This is a genomic window from Proteus sp. fly-1013, assembly GCF_040140245.1.
Classification (GTDB): domain Bacteria; phylum Pseudomonadota; class Gammaproteobacteria; order Enterobacterales; family Enterobacteriaceae; genus Proteus; species Proteus mirabilis_B.
Genome location: NZ_JBEEWD010000004.1, coordinates 220,310 through 237,805, shown reverse-complemented (window position 1 = coordinate 237,805; position 17,496 = coordinate 220,310). Strand labels below are relative to the sequence as shown.

At 40.4% G+C, this 17,496-nt stretch carries 16 protein-coding genes; 13 read left to right on the top strand and 3 right to left on the bottom strand.

What is annotated here, in order from left to right; all coding sequences use genetic code 11:
• Positions 1-7 precede the first annotated feature (7 nt).
• From cheA to flhA, 10 genes are all read left to right on the top strand, one after another.
• Positions 8-2,179, top strand: a complete 2,172-nt coding sequence (gene cheA, locus ABN236_RS09820; RefSeq protein WP_156733647.1) for a chemotaxis protein CheA — start codon at positions 8-10, stop codon at positions 2,177-2,179.
• 21 nt (positions 2,180-2,200) lie between these two features.
• Positions 2,201-2,701, top strand: coding sequence for a chemotaxis protein CheW (cheW, locus tag ABN236_RS09815; RefSeq protein WP_156733645.1), 501 nt, complete (start codon positions 2,201-2,203; stop codon positions 2,699-2,701).
• Positions 2,702-3,083: 382 nt separating this feature from the next.
• On the top strand, positions 3,084-4,790 hold the full coding sequence (locus ABN236_RS09810) for a methyl-accepting chemotaxis protein (RefSeq protein ID WP_161711400.1): 1,707 nt from the start codon (positions 3,084-3,086) through the stop codon (positions 4,788-4,790).
• A 59-nt stretch (positions 4,791-4,849) separates the two neighbouring features.
• Positions 4,850-6,496, top strand: coding sequence for a methyl-accepting chemotaxis protein (locus ABN236_RS09805; RefSeq protein WP_161711401.1), 1,647 nt, complete (start codon positions 4,850-4,852; stop codon positions 6,494-6,496).
• Positions 6,497-6,502: 6 nt separating this feature from the next.
• The gene (cheR, locus tag ABN236_RS09800) at positions 6,503-7,393 is read left to right on the top strand and encodes a protein-glutamate O-methyltransferase CheR (protein ID WP_088495210.1); all 891 of its coding nucleotides are present in this window, start codon (positions 6,503-6,505) and stop codon (positions 7,391-7,393) included.
• The gene (locus tag ABN236_RS09795; RefSeq protein WP_088495211.1) at positions 7,386-8,438 is read left to right on the top strand and encodes a protein-glutamate methylesterase/protein-glutamine glutaminase; all 1,053 of its coding nucleotides are present in this window, start codon (positions 7,386-7,388) and stop codon (positions 8,436-8,438) included. Before cheR ends, ABN236_RS09795 begins: the two co-directional genes overlap by 8 nt.
• 59 nt (positions 8,439-8,497) lie before the next feature.
• Complete coding sequence (gene cheY / locus ABN236_RS09790; protein WP_023581807.1) at positions 8,498-8,887, top strand: chemotaxis response regulator CheY; 390 nt, start codon at positions 8,498-8,500, stop codon at positions 8,885-8,887.
• 9 nt (positions 8,888-8,896) lie between these two features.
• Positions 8,897-9,553 (top strand): protein phosphatase CheZ, encoded by a 657-nt coding sequence (cheZ, locus tag ABN236_RS09785; protein WP_023581808.1) that lies wholly within the window; start codon positions 8,897-8,899, stop codon positions 9,551-9,553.
• A 422-nt stretch (positions 9,554-9,975) separates the two neighbouring features.
• Positions 9,976-11,124, top strand: a complete 1,149-nt coding sequence (flhB, locus tag ABN236_RS09780; RefSeq protein WP_156733639.1) for a flagellar biosynthesis protein FlhB — start codon at positions 9,976-9,978, stop codon at positions 11,122-11,124.
• Positions 11,117-13,207, top strand: a complete 2,091-nt coding sequence (flhA, locus tag ABN236_RS09775) for a flagellar biosynthesis protein FlhA (protein WP_088495213.1) — start codon at positions 11,117-11,119, stop codon at positions 13,205-13,207. The genes flhB and flhA overlap by 8 nt, the downstream gene beginning before the upstream one ends.
• Before the next feature lie 388 nt (positions 13,208-13,595).
• Here flhA and ABN236_RS09770 read toward each other — a convergent pair whose 3' ends face one another.
• The 3 genes from ABN236_RS09770 to flgA all read right to left on the bottom strand — a co-directional run bounded on the left by ABN236_RS09770 (position 13,596) and on the right by flgA (position 15,591).
• Positions 13,596-14,033 carry a flagella synthesis protein FlgN gene (locus ABN236_RS09770; RefSeq protein WP_349473900.1) on the bottom strand — a complete coding sequence of 146 codons (438 nt, stop codon included), beginning with the start codon at positions 14,031-14,033 and terminating at the stop codon, positions 13,596-13,598.
• A 16-nt stretch (positions 14,034-14,049) separates the two neighbouring features.
• Entirely contained in the window at positions 14,050-14,349 is a 300-nt protein-coding gene (gene flgM / locus ABN236_RS09765; RefSeq protein ID WP_088495214.1) for a flagellar biosynthesis anti-sigma factor FlgM, read from the bottom strand.
• Between the two features lie 585 nt (positions 14,350-14,934).
• Positions 14,935-15,591 carry a flagellar basal body P-ring formation chaperone FlgA gene (flgA, locus tag ABN236_RS09760; RefSeq protein WP_194950776.1) on the bottom strand — a complete coding sequence of 219 codons (657 nt, stop codon included), beginning with the start codon at positions 15,589-15,591 and terminating at the stop codon, positions 14,935-14,937.
• Between the two features lie 209 nt (positions 15,592-15,800).
• Between flgA and flgB the strand changes: the two genes are divergently transcribed.
• The 3 genes from flgB to ABN236_RS09745 are packed head-to-tail and all read left to right on the top strand — an operon-like array spanning position 15,801 to position 17,469.
• A complete protein-coding gene (flgB, locus tag ABN236_RS09755) occupies positions 15,801-16,211 on the top strand; it encodes a flagellar basal body rod protein FlgB (protein WP_075673034.1) in 411 nt (136 codons plus the stop codon).
• Positions 16,212-16,221: 10 nt separating this feature from the next.
• On the top strand, positions 16,222-16,626 hold the full coding sequence (gene flgC, locus ABN236_RS09750) for a flagellar basal body rod protein FlgC (RefSeq protein WP_069367469.1): 405 nt from the start codon (positions 16,222-16,224) through the stop codon (positions 16,624-16,626).
• Positions 16,627-16,638: 12 nt separating this feature from the next.
• A complete protein-coding gene (locus ABN236_RS09745) occupies positions 16,639-17,469 on the top strand; it encodes a flagellar hook assembly protein FlgD (RefSeq protein WP_349473899.1) in 831 nt (276 codons plus the stop codon).
• Positions 17,470-17,496: the final 27 nt, after the last annotated feature.

Below are 17,496 nucleotides of genomic sequence, written 5' to 3'. Positions count from 1 at the left end.
AGTAACGATGGATATTACTGAGTTTTATCAAACATTTTTTGATGAAGCAGATGAGTTGTTAGCTGATATGGAACAGCATTTGCTGTTACTTGATCCTGCAAATCCAGATCAAGAACAGATGAATGCAATTTTCCGTAGTGCGCACTCCATAAAAGGAGGGGCTGCAACATTTGGCTTCGTTAAACTTCAACAGACCACTCATGTGCTTGAAAACTTGCTCGATAGTGCAAGACGTCATGAGATGGCGCTCACCGACGACATTATTAACCTGTTTCTGGAAGCGAAAGATATTATGCAACAGCAATTGGATGCACATAAAAACTCACAAGAACCTGATGAGGAAACATTTAACTATATTTGTGAGAAGTTGCGTCAGCTGGCTCTCGATGTAAAAGAAGAACAATCCGCTCCTCAAGTTGAGGTTGTTGCTGGATCTGAAACTTCAGACTCACAAGCCGCAATGACTGAAACTCCTGTTTTGTCATCTGACATTGAAAATGTGCAAAGTGAAACTATAGAAACCATGGTCGAAGTAGCATCGACAATGGCGGCTGATGGACATTATTACCACCATATTATTTTGTCTGATCTTAAAGAGACAGATATTGATTTAATGCTTGATGAATTAAAGCATCTTGGTGAAGTTAGCCAAGTTGAAAAACAGCATCATGGTCTTGAAGCAATATTGAAAACTACTGCAACAGAAGAAGATATCAGCGCTGTACTTTGTTTTGTGATTGAACCTGAACAAATCTCGTTTAAAAAAGTGGCTGTTGCAGAAAAAAACACAGTTACAGAAGAAAGTACAACATCTGTTGATGATGTTCATGTTGAAAGCCAAGTAGAGCAAGCGGTATCTGTACAAAAATCAGTTGCTGAAAAAGTAACACCATCAGCAGAACCGACTAAAGCACCGGTGGCATCGGCAGCACCTGCGAAAAGACCTGTTGCAGCTGCCACGCCAAAAACAGAATCAAGCAGTATTCGTGTTGCAGTTGAAAAAGTTGATCAATTAATCAACTTAGTTGGTGAGCTGGTTATCACACAGTCAATGTTGGCACAGCATAGTGGTACCCTTGAGCCTGCAATATATAGTGATTTACTAAGTTGTATTGCTCAGTTACAGCGCAATTCTCGTGATTTACAAGAATCTGTTATGTCAATTCGTATGATGCCAATGGAATATGTTTTCAGCCGCTTCCCTCGAGTTGTGCGTGATGTTGCAGGTAAAATGAATAAGAAAGTTGAGCTAAACATGATCGGTAGCTCAACAGAACTTGATAAAAGCTTAATTGAAAAAATTATCGATCCTTTAACTCACTTAGTTCGTAACAGTCTTGATCATGGTATTGAAATGCCAGCTGATCGTGTTGCAGCTGGTAAACCGGAAGCGGGGCAATTAACCCTGTCTGCGGAACATCAAGGCGGTAATATTTGTATTGAAGTAACTGATGATGGTGCTGGATTAAACCGCGAACGTATTTTGAAAAAAGCGATTTCCTCTGGGCTTGCAGTTTCTGAAAATATGAGCAACGAAGAAGTTGCTATGCTGATTTTTGCACCGGGTTTCTCTACTGCTGAAGTCGTCACGGATGTTTCTGGTCGTGGTGTGGGTATGGATGTTGTAAAACGAAATATCCAAGAGATGGGCGGTCAAATTCAAATCAGTTTTGAAGTGGGTAAAGGAACGCGTATTCGTATTTTACTTCCACTGACATTAGCAATTTTAGATGGTATGTCTGTTAAAGTTCATGACGAAGTCTTTATTTTGCCATTAGGAACGGTAGTTAGTTCTTTACAACCGGAAGAAGATGATATTTATCCATTGGCTGGCGATGAGAAATTATTGCAGGTCAGAGGGGAATATTTACCACTGATTGAACTGCATCGTACTTTTAATATTGAAGGTGCTCAAACTGATATTACCCAAGCCATTGCGGTAATTGTTCAAAGTGCCGGACGTCGTTATGCTTTATTGGTAGATCAATTAGTTGGTCAGCATCAAGTTGTTGTTAAAAATATAGAAAGCAATTACCGAAAAGTGCCTGGAATATCTGCTGCAACAATTATGGGCGATGGTAGTGTGGCTTTAATTCTTGATGTACCAGAATTGCAACGTTTAAGTCATACACAAATGACAAATAAGAAAAAGAATACAACTGCAAGCGCAGTCATTTAATAGTGAGGATAAAATAAGATTATGGCTTCGGAACATTTCGAGAAATTATCCGGTGAAACTGTTGGACAAGGATTTCTAATTTTTACGCTGGGCGATGAAGAATATGGAATTGATATTTTAAAGGTTCAAGAAATTCGTGGATATGATCAAGTTACACGTATTGCTAATTCACCTAGCTTTATTAAAGGTGTAACTAATTTACGGGGCGTTATTGTTCCGATAGTTGATCTGCGTATTAAATTTTCACAAGAAAGTGTAACTTATAATGACAATACTGTTGTTATTGTGGTTAACTTATTAAATCGAATTGTGGGAATTGTTGTTGATGGCGTTTCTGATGTTCTTACGTTAAAGCCAGAGCAAATCTGCCCTGCGCCTGATTTTGCAGTCACAATGTCTACTGAGTATTTAACAGGTTTAGGTACTTTAGATGAAAGAATGCTTATTCTTGTTGATATTGAAAAATTACTCAACAGTGAAGAAATGGAATTAGTCGATAGCGCAACAATTCAAGCTAAATAAGTTTTTATTTTTTAAAAAATAATCTAAATACTGTTCCGGTAATTTTGCCGGAATAGCTATTTCTATCTTTTTTATTTTATTAGCGAGTGCTAAAGCATTAAATTAACTTTAAGTAAAATTAAAAGATAAAAAGAACTAATAATTTTAGTTAAGTTCTATTTTATTATTTATTAGCTTATAAGTAGTTATCACCTAGCTGTAATATTTTTCTACTGACGGAAATAACTTTAAAGTTTTTTATACTTATAATTTTAATTAAAAACAGTATTACCACCGCTTTTTAATGGGGCAAAAACGTGACTAAGACGAAATGAAACCTATAAAGTTTCTCTTAAGTCTGCCGATAACTTGCTCATTACCGTTTATTATAAAAAGGGAAACTATGTTTAGCCGAATGAAAATAGTGACTGGATTATTATCCATTCTTCTGTTGTTTGGTGTTTTGCAATTTGTCTCAGGGGGTGTTTTTTACTCAAATATCGTTGAGACAAGAAACGACCTTAATAAAACACTGACAATACAAGATCAACGTGAGCGCCTAGATGAAAGCTGGGCTAACTTACTGCAAGCTCGTAATAACATTAACCGCGCCGCAATTAGTTTTTTATTACAAGATAAAAATCTTAATGTAGATGATTCTCTATCTGTTGACTATCTGACGGGTCTTGCTCGTAAAAATATGTCCCGTGCAGATGAGAAATTTAAAGAATTTGAAAAGAATATTACGGCTTATCAAGTTCACTCAGAAGATGATGTTCGTAGCCTAAAAGGGCGTTTTATCGAATATTTTTCTGCATTAAACCAACTGGAAATTTTACTTCAAGATAAGAACTTAAAAGACTTTTTTGAGCAACCAACTACAGGTTATCAAGACGCTTTTTATAAAGAATATCTTGCATATGTCATGCGTAATGAGAAATTTAACGATGAGTTAAATGTAGCACTAGAAGCCTCTCACCAACGTACTGTCATTACTATGGTTGTGTTAGCCATTATCGTGATCTCGGCATTAATTCTATGCTGGTTTGCTTTACGTAATGCCTTAATTAGACCATTAAATTCACTTCTATTAAGTATTAAAACTTTCTCTGAAGGTGATTTACGTCCAAATATCGAAGTGAATGGCCGCAATGAAATGAGCTTGTTAGCAAATGGTTTAAAACATATGCAACAAGAGCTTATTCAAACCGTTCGTGGTGTCTATCAAAGTACGGAAAACATTTATAACAGCACAAGTGAAATTGCCGCTGGGAATAATGACTTATCTGCTCGTACAGAAGAGCAAGTGGCTTCGTTAGAAGAAACTGCTGCAAGTATGGAACAGTTAACGGCGACCGTAAAACAGAACGCAGACAATGCTCGCCAAGCAAGTAATCTTGCTAATGACGCCTCAGATATTGCCCGCCAAGGCGGAAAAGTTGTTGCTAATGTGGTGCAAACGATGCACGACATAGCCGGAAGTTCTCAGAAAATCACCGATATCACAGCTGTTATCGATGGCATTGCATTCCAGACCAATATTTTGGCACTGAATGCGGCTGTTGAAGCAGCAAGAGCCGGTGAGCATGGTCGCGGATTTGCGGTAGTTGCCGGAGAAGTTCGTAACCTTGCACAGAGAAGTGCAGAAGCTGCTAAAGAAATAAAAACACTGATTGAAGATTCTGTAAGTCGTACTGAAACGGGTTCTGTACTCGTTGAAAGTGCGGGTGAGACGATGACGCGTATCGTGGATTCAGTAACACGTGTTACTGACATCATGGGCGAAATCGCTTCTGCATCAGATGAGCAAAGCCGAGGTATTTCACAAGTTGGCCTTGCGGTTTCTGAAATGGATCGCGTCACTCAGCAAAACGCCTCTTTAGTAGAACAATCTGCAGCCGCTGCTGCTGGTCTTGAAGATCAAGCAGTTGCATTAACCCGCTTAGTTTCAATCTTCAAATTACCGGGTCAGGAAGAAAAAACGCTAGAAAGAAAGGAATCGGATGCAACCCCTGTAGTTAAAGCCGCTGCTCCACTTATAAAACCAGGAACCTCAGAAAAGAAAAAGAGCAGCAGTGTTGAAGATCCCGCTAACTGGGAAACTTTCTAACAACAACAAGTGGCTGACAAGCGGTGGCTTTTAACCACCGCTTTAAACGAGGTGAAGGCATGTTTAGGTTTCGCAAATTAAAGATATCCACCAGTCTCTATTTATTGCTGATGATGTTTTGCGTTATGCAGGTGATTTCTAGTGGTATTTCGCTAGGGATCGTTCATTTGAATAACGAACAGATCACCAGAGTAGATATAGATACATCTAAGCGAGATGAATTAGGATTAAGTTGGGCATCTTTAATACAAACACGTAATGCGATTAATCGTGTAGCTATTGCAGTGAAAACTGAACAGTCAACGGATTATATTCAATCTATTGAATCAATTGCACTTTCACGTTTGGAAACGGCGAATACTCATTTTCAAAATTTCCTTGCTGATATTAATAAAGAGGCAATCCCAACAGAAGAAAAAGAAATCGTTGAAGCAGTAAAAAACGATTACCACGTTTTATATGGTGCATTAACTGAATTACATAGCATGTTAAAAAACGATAACTTCCAAGGTTTTTTAGATCAACCAACAGAACGTTATCAAACAGCGATGGAAAATTCATTTAACACTTACATGAATTATGTTCAGACAGAAATTACTGAATCTATAGAGCAAGGACATCGCTCTTATACTATTGCTATCTTGATGTTTATCGGTGCAATAGCGATGGTTATTGTGGTATCAATCGCCGCTCATCGTTGGCTAAGTTTTAATATCATTAAACCTTTCGCAAGTTTAAGCCGTTATTTTAATGATGTTGCCACCGGTAAATTAAATCGTGAAATTCTTGTCTTCACCGATGATGAAATAGGGGATGTGTTTAGACGACTACGAGATATGCGTGGTGAGCTCGCGCGTTCTATTCGTATCGTTCGTGATAACAGCCATGCTATGTATTCTGGTATTCAAGAAATTTCCAAAGGAAATACGGATTTATCCTCAAGAACTGAACAACAAGCTGCTTCGTTAGAAGAAACTGCGGCAAGTATGGAAGAGTTAACAGCAACGGTAAAACAAAATGCTGATAACGCCTTGCAAGCGAGCAAGCTAGCAGAGTCTGCTTCTGAAACAGCCATACGTGGTGGAAAAATCACGCATAGTGTTGTTGAAACCATGGATGCGATTACACAAAGTTCTCAAAAGATAGGGGCTATTATCAGTGTGATTGATGGTATTGCGTTCCAAACCAATATATTAGCACTTAACGCCGCGGTTGAAGCTGCGCGCGCAGGTGAACAAGGGCGTGGATTCTCTGTTGTTGCTGGAGAAGTTCGTAACCTTGCTCAACGCAGTGCTGATGCTGCAAAAGAGATCAAATTATTGATTGATGAATCTGTTTTACGAGTCTCTCAAGGTTCTCAACTCGTTAATAATGCAGGGCAGACAATGGAGGAACTCGTCACATCAGTAAATAAAGTCACTGAGTTAATGGCAGAAATCGCCTCAGCTTCTGATGAACAAAGTCGAGGTATTCACCAAGTCGCTGATGCTGTCAGTCAGATGGATCAGGTGACACAGCAAAACGCTGCTTTGGTGGAGCAATCAGCATCTGCTGCCGCAGCATTGGAAGATCAGGCTAATAATCTTGTTGATGCTGTATCGGCATTCGAGTTGCCTGACACGGATGAGAGTAATAATTCTTCATCCCTAGAAGGTAATGGGTTGAAAAAAGCAGATAAAAAATCATTTTTTAAAAAGACCCATTAAAAAACAATGAAACGTAATGTTACTGAAGTCTTATCAGATATCGCTGCTCAACCGTTGGATATTTTTACCCAACGGTTCATGTTGTCCGATGATCAGTTCCAATCTATATGCCAATTGATTTATCAAAAGGCAGGTATTGTGCTGACTAACAACAAAAGGGAGATGGTTTATAACCGTCTCACTAGGAGGTTACGTGAATTACGGATGAATAACTTTGGTGACTATCTTGCGTTTCTTAAAAGTGATATACGCAACCCTGAATGGCAAGAGTTTGTGAATGCATTAACAACCAATCTCACCGCATTTTTCAGGGAAGCGCATCATTTTCCTATTCTGGCTAAACATGCCAGAAAAAGAGCAGGAGGCGTCTACCGAGTATGGTGTGCAGCAGCATCTACTGGAGAAGAACCTTATTCAATTGCGATGACTTTACGCGATGTTTTTGGGAATAACCCTTATAAAACCAAAATTATTGCCAGCGATATCGATACTAATGTGTTGGATAAAGCACGAAAAGGTGTTTACCGACAGGAAGAGCTTAAAACTTTAAATGATGAATATTTGAAAAAATATTTTCTCAAAGGTGTCGGCGATTTTGAAGGATACGTGAAAATTAGACAACAAATCAGCGAGATGGTCTCTTTTCAGTATTTGAATTTACTCGACAAGCAATGGGATTTAGAAGGCAGTTTTGATGCGATTTTTTGTCGTAATGTCATGATTTATTTTGACAAAGCGACACAACAAACCTTACTTAACCGCTTTACCTCATTACTTAAGCCAGACGGAATGCTGTTTGTTGGACATTCTGAGAATGTAAGCCAGCTTAGCAAGGATTTCTACTTGCATGGGCATACCGTTTACGGGCTGACACCAGCAAGGAGAGGTTATGAATAAAATAACGGTACTCTGTGTTGATGATTCGGCGTTAATGCGTCAAATCATGCGAGAAATCATCAACAGTCATAGCGATATGGAAGTTGTTGATTGTGCACCAGATCCTATAGTGGCTCGTGACTTAATAAAAAAGTACAACCCACAGGTATTAACGTTAGACGTTGAAATGCCACGTATGGATGGTATTGATTTCTTGGAAAAACTGATGCGATTAAGACCAATGCCTGTCGTTATGGTCTCATCATTAACAGCTAAAGGCTCAGAAGTGACGTTAAAAGCGTTAGAGCTGGGTGCGGTTGATTTTGTGACTAAACCACAGCTTGGTTTGCGTGAAGGTATGATGGCTTATAGTGAACTGATTGCTGAGAAAATTCGTGCTGCGGCACTGGCACGGATTAATCGACGAGAAGTACAAGCAGCGCCTTCTAAATCATTGTCATTTACACCGATGATTTCGAGTGAAAAGTTGATTGCTGTAGGTGCATCAACTGGTGGCACAGAGGCTATTCGTAATTTTCTAGAACCATTACCCGTTACCAGCCCTGCGATATTAATTACGCAACATATGCCCGCAGGGTTTACACACTCATTTGCAGAACGATTAAATCGTTTATGCCAAATTAGTGTAAAAGAAGCAGAAGACGGCGAACGTGTATTACCTGGGCATGCTTATATTGCGCCAGGTGATTATCACATGGAGCTTCGTCGCAATGGTGCTAACTACCAGATCCACATTAATAAAGAGCCAGCAGTAAATCGTCATCGTCCTTCTGTCGATGTGCTATTTAGGTCTGTCGCAAAATATGCGGGACGTAATGCTATCGGTGTGATTTTAACCGGAATGGGAAGTGACGGTGCTGCGGGTTTATTAGAAATGCGTCGTGCTGGTAGTTATACCTTTGCACAAGATGAAGCGAGTTGTGTCGTCTTTGGTATGCCACGCGCTGCGGTTGAATTAGGCGCAGTAGACGAAGTGAAAAGCATAAGCGCAATGAGTAAAGCGGTGCTGATGAAAATCAGCAGCACACAATCATTGCGTATCTGATTAAGTTCAGTTTAAAAAGCAACACAGTAATTTGCCGATATATTTTGAAGGAGTTTTCAATGGCAAGTAAGGATCTGAAATTTTTAGTGGTTGATGATTTTTCAACAATGCGCCGCATAGTTCGTAATTTGCTAAAGGAATTAGGATTTACGAATGTAGAAGAAGCAGAAGATGGTGCTGACGCGTTAGCTAAATTACGCAATTCGGCAATTGATTTTGTGATCACAGACTGGAACATGCCAAACATGGATGGTCTAGAGCTTCTTAAAAATATTCGTAGTGACGCGGGACTTGCAGCAACACCAGTACTTATGGTTACCGCTGAAGCTAAAAAAGAAAATATCATTGCAGCAGCGCAAGCGGGTGCAAGTGGATATGTTGTTAAACCTTTTACAGCAGCAATTCTTGAAGAAAAACTAAATAAAATTTTTGAAAAACTGGGCATCTAAGGAGTCGCAATGAGTGGGAATCCAATTATGCCGAAAGATAATATTGAAATGACATCTGATATTATCAGCCGGATCGGACAATTGACGCGGATGTTACGCGACAGTTTGCGAGAATTAGGATTGGATAAAGCAATAGCCGAAGCAGCAGAAGCCATCCCTGACGCTAGGGAACGACTGGACTATGTTGCTCAAATGACCGCTCAGGCAGCTGAGCGTACATTGAACTGTGTCGAAGCTGCGCAGCCTAAACAGGATGCGTTAAGTGCCGATGCGACTAAGCTTACTGAGCGTTGGGACCAATGGTTTGAACAGCCAGAAGAGCTGAAAGATGTACGCTCTCTTGTAACCGATACCCGCAATTATTTGCGGGATATCCCTGAGAGTACGGCTTTTACTAACAGTCAGTTATTGGAAATTATGATGGCACAGGATTTCCAAGATCTGACCGGTCAGGTAATTAAACGCATGATGAGTGTTGTTCAAGAAATTGAAAAACAACTCGTGATGGTATTAATGGAAAACCTGCCACCAGAGCAACTTGAAAAGTCTAATGTGAAGAAAGAGACCGACTCTTTATTAAATGGTCCACAGGTTAATAAAAACAACGCTGGCGTGATCAAAAATCAAGATCAAGTTGATGATTTACTGGAAAGTTTAGGTTTCTAACCTTCTAATGAGTTTTAGGGCGATAAGGACGTTGAGATATGCAGGACGCATTCGCTCTATGCTCTGCTCTTTTAGGATGGTGTATTTTATGGATAAAAAATCACGTAACAATGCTTTAATAGCACACGCTATTGAAGAAAATGTAAGCCGCTTTTTTTAAGCGGCTTTTGAAGTTGTCGAAATAAACATCAAAAGTAAAATTACTCAATTTTGCTGTGAATTTTGCTGATTTCCTTATAATCAGCGTCAATATTGCCTATATCTCCATTTTTATCATTGGGTTATTTTTTAAGTACATGCTGTCATAGCCCAAAAAGCCCCGTAAATTTGCGATTGTTCAGCCCATCAATTTCCTCTGAATTTGTCATGCTTAGAGTCATTTCATTCATGCTTTTAATCTCAATATCTAAATCGGACAGACTGTGGCTGAAGATAGCGATCTCGAAAAAACAGAGGACCCCACACCCCATAAACGGGAAAAAGCCAAAAAGGATGGACAAATTGTTCGTTCTAAAGAGCTATCGTCCGTATTAATGATCTTGGGTGGCGTGAGTTTGCTGTGGATGAGTGGTGGGTTTATCACTCGTGGGCTATATGCCATGTTAACAGAAGGGTTTACGTTTAATCATCACCTTATCGGTAATGAGAATTTGCTGATCCCTCGATTTGGTAGCTTGATTAAACAAGCTGTATTTGCGCTATCACCGGTATTTTTGGGTTTAGTACTTGTGGCAATTGGTGGCTCTGCCTTATTAGGCGGAATTAACTTTAGTAGTAAATCCATTAAGTTTGATCCGAAAAAATGGAACCCTATTTCCGGGTTAAAGCGCATTTTTTCAATGAATGCGTTAGCTGAGTTATTTAAAGCGATACTGAAATCAACCTTTGTGGGGATCGCTGCAACCATTTTTTTATGGCACAACTGGAACGATATTCTTCATCTGATCACGCTTCCACCACTAAGTGCGCTAGCGAATGCGATGCAACTGCTGATTTTCGCAGTCTATATCACAGTGTTTATGCTGATCCCGATGGTGGCATTCGACATTATTTTCCAAATTCGTAGCCATTTGAAAAAGCTACGTATGACGCGCCAAGAAATTAAAGATGAATTTAAACAGCAAGAGGGTGATCCGCAGCTTAAAGCGCGTATCCGTCAGCAACAACACGCAATGTCTCGCCGTCGAATGATGGCGGATGTACCTAAAGCTGACGTTATTGTTACGAACCCAACGCACTATGCTGTTGCACTGCAATATAACGACAAAATGACTGCACCTAAAGTTTTAGCAAAAGGTGCAGGGGCTATTGCGTTAAAAATTAAAGAGATTGGTGCAGAAAATCGAATTCCGCTTCTAGAAGCGCCACCGCTTGCTAGGGCGTTATATCGTCACAGTGAAATAGGCCATGCAATACCTTCAACCCTCTATGCTGCGGTTGCAGAGGTACTTGCATGGGTTTATCAGCTGAAACGATGGAAAACCGAAGGTGGTTTAAAACCTAAACAACCTATGAACTTGCCAGTGCCTCCCGCACTGGACTTTGCTGGAGAAGATAATCGTCATGGCTAATTTGGCCTCATTACTCCGCTTGCCGGGAAATTGGAAAAGTTCTCAGTGGCAGATACTGGCAGGGCCAGTGCTTATCTTGTTGATACTGTCAATGATGGTATTGCCATTGCCACCTTTTCTATTGGATTTATTATTTACCTTCAATATCGCACTCTCCATCATGGTGCTGTTGGTTGCAATGTTCACTCGACGTACTTTGGACTTTGCAGCTTTCCCTACTATTTTGCTGTTTACCACGTTGTTACGTTTATCATTAAACGTGGCTTCAACACGTATCATCTTAATGGAAGGACATACAGGACCAGAAGCGGCAGGGCGCGTTGTTGAGGCGTTTGGCCATTTTCTTGTTGGCGGTAACTTTGCTATCGGTATTGTGGTCTTTATCATCCTTATTTTGATTAACTTTATGGTTATCACTAAGGGTGCGGGACGTATTGCTGAAGTAGGTGCGCGTTTTGTGTTAGATGGAATGCCGGGTAAACAGATGGCAATCGATGCTGACCTGAATGCTGGTATTATCAACGAAGACGAAGCAAAGAAACGCCGTAAAGAAGTTTCATTAGAATCCGACTTTTACGGCTCAATGGATGGTGCGAGTAAGTTCGTTCGTGGTGACGCCATTGCCGGCTTAATGATCCTTGTGATTAACGTGGTGGGTGGTCTTATCGTCGGTGTTGCTCAACACGGAATGGCATTAAACGATGCAGCAACGACTTATACCCTTTTAACCATCGGTGATGGCCTGGTTGCTCAAATTCCTGCATTGATTATTTCAACGGCAGCGGGTGTTATCGTTACTCGTGTTGCAACAGATGAAGACGTTGGTCAACAGATGGTTACCCAGCTGTTTGATAATCCTCGTGTTCTACTGTTAACTGCTGGTGTGCTAGGTCTGTTAGGTTTAGTACCAGGAATGCCTAACTTTGTTTTCCTTTTCTTCACTGCAGCATTAGGTGGATTAGGTTGGTATATCTTACGCCGCAACGCCAATCCTGAAGTACAACAACAAAAAGAGATGGAAGAAGTTGAAAAACAAAACCGTGTTGTTGAAGCTTCATGGGAAGATGTACAGCTTGAAGATCCATTAGCTATGGAAGTAGGGTATCGCTTAATTCCAATGGTTGATAATCGCCAAAATGGTGAGTTATTAGGCAGAATTAGTGGTATTCGTAAAAAGTTTGCTCAGGAAACCGGATATCTTCCTCCCGTCGTTCATATTCGAGACAATATGGAATTAAGACCTTCCTCTTATCGTATTTTAATGAAAGGGGTTGAAATTGGTCACGGTGAAGCGCATCCGGGTCGTTGGTTAGCAATCAATCCGGGTAATGCAGTTGGTTCTTTAGATGGCGATATTACTCAAGAGCCAGCATTTGGTTTACCCGCAGTTTGGATTGATGACAGCTTAAGAGAGCAAGCACAGGTTCAAGGTTATACCGTTGTGGCTGCAAGTACCGTTATTGCAACGCACTTTAACCATGCATTAGCGAAATACGCATCAGAATTATTTGGTCGTCAAGAAGCACAAATGTTGTTTGATAGGGTGAGTAAAGAGCTCCCTAAAATGACAGAAAATATGATCCCAGATATGCTTTCGCTTACTGTATTGCACAAAGTATTGCAAAACCTGCTGTCTGAGCAAGTGCCTATTCGTGATATGAGAACCATATTAGAAGCTTTAGCAGAGCACGCGCCAGAGCAGAAAGATCCAGCCGAATTAACAGCCGTTGTTCGTGTTGCACTTCGCCGTGCGATCACACAACACTGGTTTGGCGATCAGGATGAAATCCAAGTCATTGGTTTAGATGCAAGTTTAGAGCGTATTCTTGTTCAAGCTATGCAAAGTGGCGGTGGTTTAGAGCCAGGGTTGGCTGAGAATATTGAACAACAAGCAGCGGATGCCGTGCGTCACCAAGAGATGTCCGGTGGAGCTCCAGTATTGTTAGTGAATCATGCGTTACGTTCATTATTGTCACGTTTCTTACGTCGCAGCCTACCGCAATTAGCCGTATTGTCGAATATGGAAGTCAGTGAAGGTCGTCGCATTAGAATGACGTCGATGATTGGCGGACAACCTCATTAATTGGCTATAAGGGATATCTAAGTCTAAAAGGTCACTGTAATAAGTGGCCTTTTTTATATTTATAAAATAGAAAGATGTGATGGTTAGAGAGCAGGAGATGCGTTAGCTTTTTACTCACAACAAAGAGAGAAGCCAGTGCATCAATAAATAGATAGCTTAGTGATATTTATTTTAGCGTTATGAAAAAGTATGGTCATGATGTGGTGATAATCAAGATCCAAGCAAGAGTTAAGGTTTTAGATAAGAGAAGTGCCACAAGAAGATGATAGATAACAGCGGAGTGTTATCTGTTGTTGCTGGTTTAAAGTGAGTCGTGTTTTATCGGCAAAGCAAAACGCCATCAATATTGATGGCGTATCGTGTGAATTCTGATAATTATCGAGAAAGCCTAAACCTGAATTTTACGCCCAGCCAGTGTTGAACGCTGTGCTTGCCCATCAGAACCATAAAGGGTTGGGCTGTGGTTCTTCTGCAAAAAACGGATAGCATCACTATTACGAGTGATATGTTGATCGAGTAGTAATCCGTTATGTTGATTCAGATATTTTAACTCCGCCGTGATGTCTATTATCTGTGTCCATAAATCAGATAAGAACGGCAACCCTGAATAAGGTTTTTCTACACCGGCTTGTAGGCTTAGCGTATGACGCTGTTGGTCTGTATGACCTAAAGCCGACAAGACAAAATTCTTCTGTTCAGTTACTTCGTGTAGGGCATTGATATCAATATTACCTGCGCATAATAACTGTTGTTCAGCACGTAAAATACCCGCAATGGTATTAAGCTGTGATAATTGAAGATCTAAAGTCTGGCGGAGTTCTTCCATCATAATCATTAAAATATTATTGAGTTATGCTTTCAGCAGCTTCACGGAAAAGAGCGTCCGCAATTTTACCGCTGTCCATGGTTAATGTGCCGTTGGCAATTGCTTCTTTTAAACGAGCAACTTTCTCAACGTCAATGTCTTTATTTCCAGGTTGAACAAGTTTTTTCTGCGCTTCACTTAGTTTTACAGAAGTGTCACCTGTTGCAGTTTTTTGTTCAGTTGTTCCCGATTTACGTGAGCCTTGAGTGATTTCACCCGGGTTACGTTGTGCAATTGCGTTAATCGGAAGCAGTGGATTCGCGCGTTCAATACTCATAGGAAAATCCTTTGTTAGGCATCAATTAATAGTCAGATGAAGCCATTGTAAAACAACCTATGTGTTTTCGCCTATCATCTTGTTTCTTTATATCGGCTATGAAATCAAAAACTTTAATCTTAGTCGTCATACTCGTCATACTTTAAGTTGTAGCGTTGTTGACTGCATTCACTCGCGCTAGTCCCATTACTCGTCATACTTCAAGCCATAGCGTTGTTGACTGCATTCACTCACACTAGTCCCATTACTCGTCATACTTTAAGTTGTAGCGTTGTTGGCTACGTTCATTCGCACTAGTCACATACTATTGTATGCTCCTAGTGACTCATTCACTTGCCGCCTAGCTACACCTTAAATTATTTAGAGTATCTATTGGCAGTGCTTTAAATTGCTGCCTAGCTACAACTTGAATTATTTAGAGTAAAAAGGCTTAGAGTAAAAAGTATGCAAACAAATCTAAAGTTTTTATTCAAAATGCGACATTGATAAATGTAATACAAGAGAGTTTACCTTGGCTTGCCATAACTGAAACGGGTAACAAGCAATTCAATATAGGCTTATTCTGCTTATCAGCTTTTTAATCTATTAAAGAGGGATGCGTACAGAGCCATCTTCAAGTGCTTCGCCAGTGACGATTTGACCTGATTTAACTCTGACTCGAATCGTTTCATTGGCGACAGCATTGTTTACGGCTTTACCTTCATAACGGATCTGAAAGTGAGGACCCTGTGCAAATACAGTGACTGTTTGTCCCGCCAAAATAGCCCAAGGGCGACGAACCATTGTGGAAGTTAAAGGTTTTCCTGCGGATATTTGTCGCATTGCGATCGCATTTTTAATTAATGCTGGATCACGTAATACATCATAAGGTAATTTTTCTAACTCACCCGTTGCCATGCTAACGGCAGAAGTTTCAATAATGTCATCACGATTAATGTCTTTTTTCGCGATTAAGTATTCACCATTAACGCTAACATCAATTTGAATAAACCGACGTTGTTTATCACACTGAATTGGGATTGAAAGACGCCCCCAATTACGCGCGCCAGCATGACGTTGGATCTCTTGTGTTTGGCAGACAGGCCATTTATCTTCTGGTGTTAAAACTGTCACAGTCACTTTATCGCCTTGTTGATGAAGTGCGACAAAGAAATCTTGTAGTTCTTCAGGGAGTGATTTTGCGACACTCACATTCATCATAAAGAAAAAAGAAAATAGACCGATAAGAGTTCTAACTAACATAATTTGTATCACCTTACAGAGTTGATGCTAATTGTGCGTTTGTCATTATTTAGCAATAACAGTGTACATCGACTTTGCACGCCTTAAACGCATAAATAGCAATCCAATTTACGCCTATTCCTCCAATCATCTTTTTTTTGAGCGTTTATTCTGTCAACTGAAATTGTTTTATCAGCTGAGGTAAGTGGCTTAGCCACCAAGGATAGAAGATGCTCGATAAATTAGAAAATACGTTTCATTTTCAACAAGAAGCGCTCTCAATACGCAATAAACGCCAAGAAATTCTCGCTGCGAATATCGCTAACGCAGATACCCCAGGCTTTCAGGCTCGTGATATTGATTTTGCTTCTGAATTGAAGAAAACCATTGAAAATGGACGTACAGGTACTCATGGCATGCAATTAGCTATGACATCTGAACGCCATATCCCAATCAAACCCGGTTATCGCTTAGAAGCGGACTTACTTTATCGCGTGCCTCATCAAACTGCGATGGATGGTAATACCGTGGATATGGACATGGAACGTAGTAATTTTGCTGACAATAGCCTTAAGTATCAGGCTGATGTGACATTTATTAACTCGCAAGTTAAAAGCATGATGGCTGTATTGCAACAGTAGGGTAAAGAGCATGTCTTTATTTAGTATTTTCGATATTTCAAGTTCAGCACTTTCAGCGCAATCACAGCGTTTAAACGTGAGTGCCAGCAATATGGCAAACGCTGACAGTGTTGCGGGTCCAGATGGCGACCCTTATCGTGCAAAACAGGTTGTTTTTCAGGTAAACGCACCTGCTGGTCAAGAAGTTGGTGGTGTTCGTGTCACAGAAGTGGTGGATGATCCTGCGCCATTTCGTATGGAATATCAGCCGGGACATCCCTTTGCCGATGAAAAAGGGTATGTACGTATGCCGAATGTTGATGTTGTGGGTGAAATGATTAACACCATCTCTGCATCAAGAAGCTACCAAGCTAACGTCGAAGTGATGAACACGGCAAAATCACTGATGCAAAAAACACTAATGATAGGTCAATAGGGAGAATAAATTGTGGGTATTTCCTCCTCAATGAATGAACCTTATGATAATACCATTATCGGGGATGCTCCTTCTTCATACCATACGAAAAAAAGTGGTAGTGATGATATTAAAGGGAATTTCCTGACACTTCTCATCACCCAGATGAAAAATCAAGACCCAACAAACCCAATGCAAAATAATGAGTTAACTTCCCAGTTAGCTCAGATTTCAACTGTTGAAGGCATTGAAACACTGAATAAAACAGTGAATAACATTGTTGGGCAGATTGACCAAGGTCAGGCGTTGAAAGCCTCTTCACTGGTGGGTCGAGGTGTTATGGTCTCTGGGAATAAAATTGTTGTCTTTCAGCCAGCCGACGGTAAAGGTGAGACTGAAAAACCCGGTGATGGGGATGACACAATTCCAACACCTGACACTCAAAATGAAAAAACACGTCAGCAAATGGGATCGTATAAAGCAGATGATACGGACCCAAATACGCCTGACAGTGAACACCTTTTTTCAACACCTTTTGGTTTTGAATTACTCAGTCCAACCGATTCTCTTACGATAAACATCACCAATGCGAGTGGTGTGACCGTTCGTACAATCAATATGGACAAAAAGATGCTACCGGATGTTTATAACTTCTCTTGGGATTGTACTGATGAAGATGACAATCCTGTTCCACCGGGAAGTTATAAATTTACCGTTAACGCCACGCTTAATGATGCTCAGGTCCCTGTTAAGACACTGAATTATGCGCTGGTGAATAGTGTGTCCATGGTGGATGGTGGTGCCCGCCTTGATGTTGGCTTAGGTAATACCGTTTCATTGGATGAAATTCGTCAGGTTCTTTAACTAACACATATTCAACTTGGAGGGCGC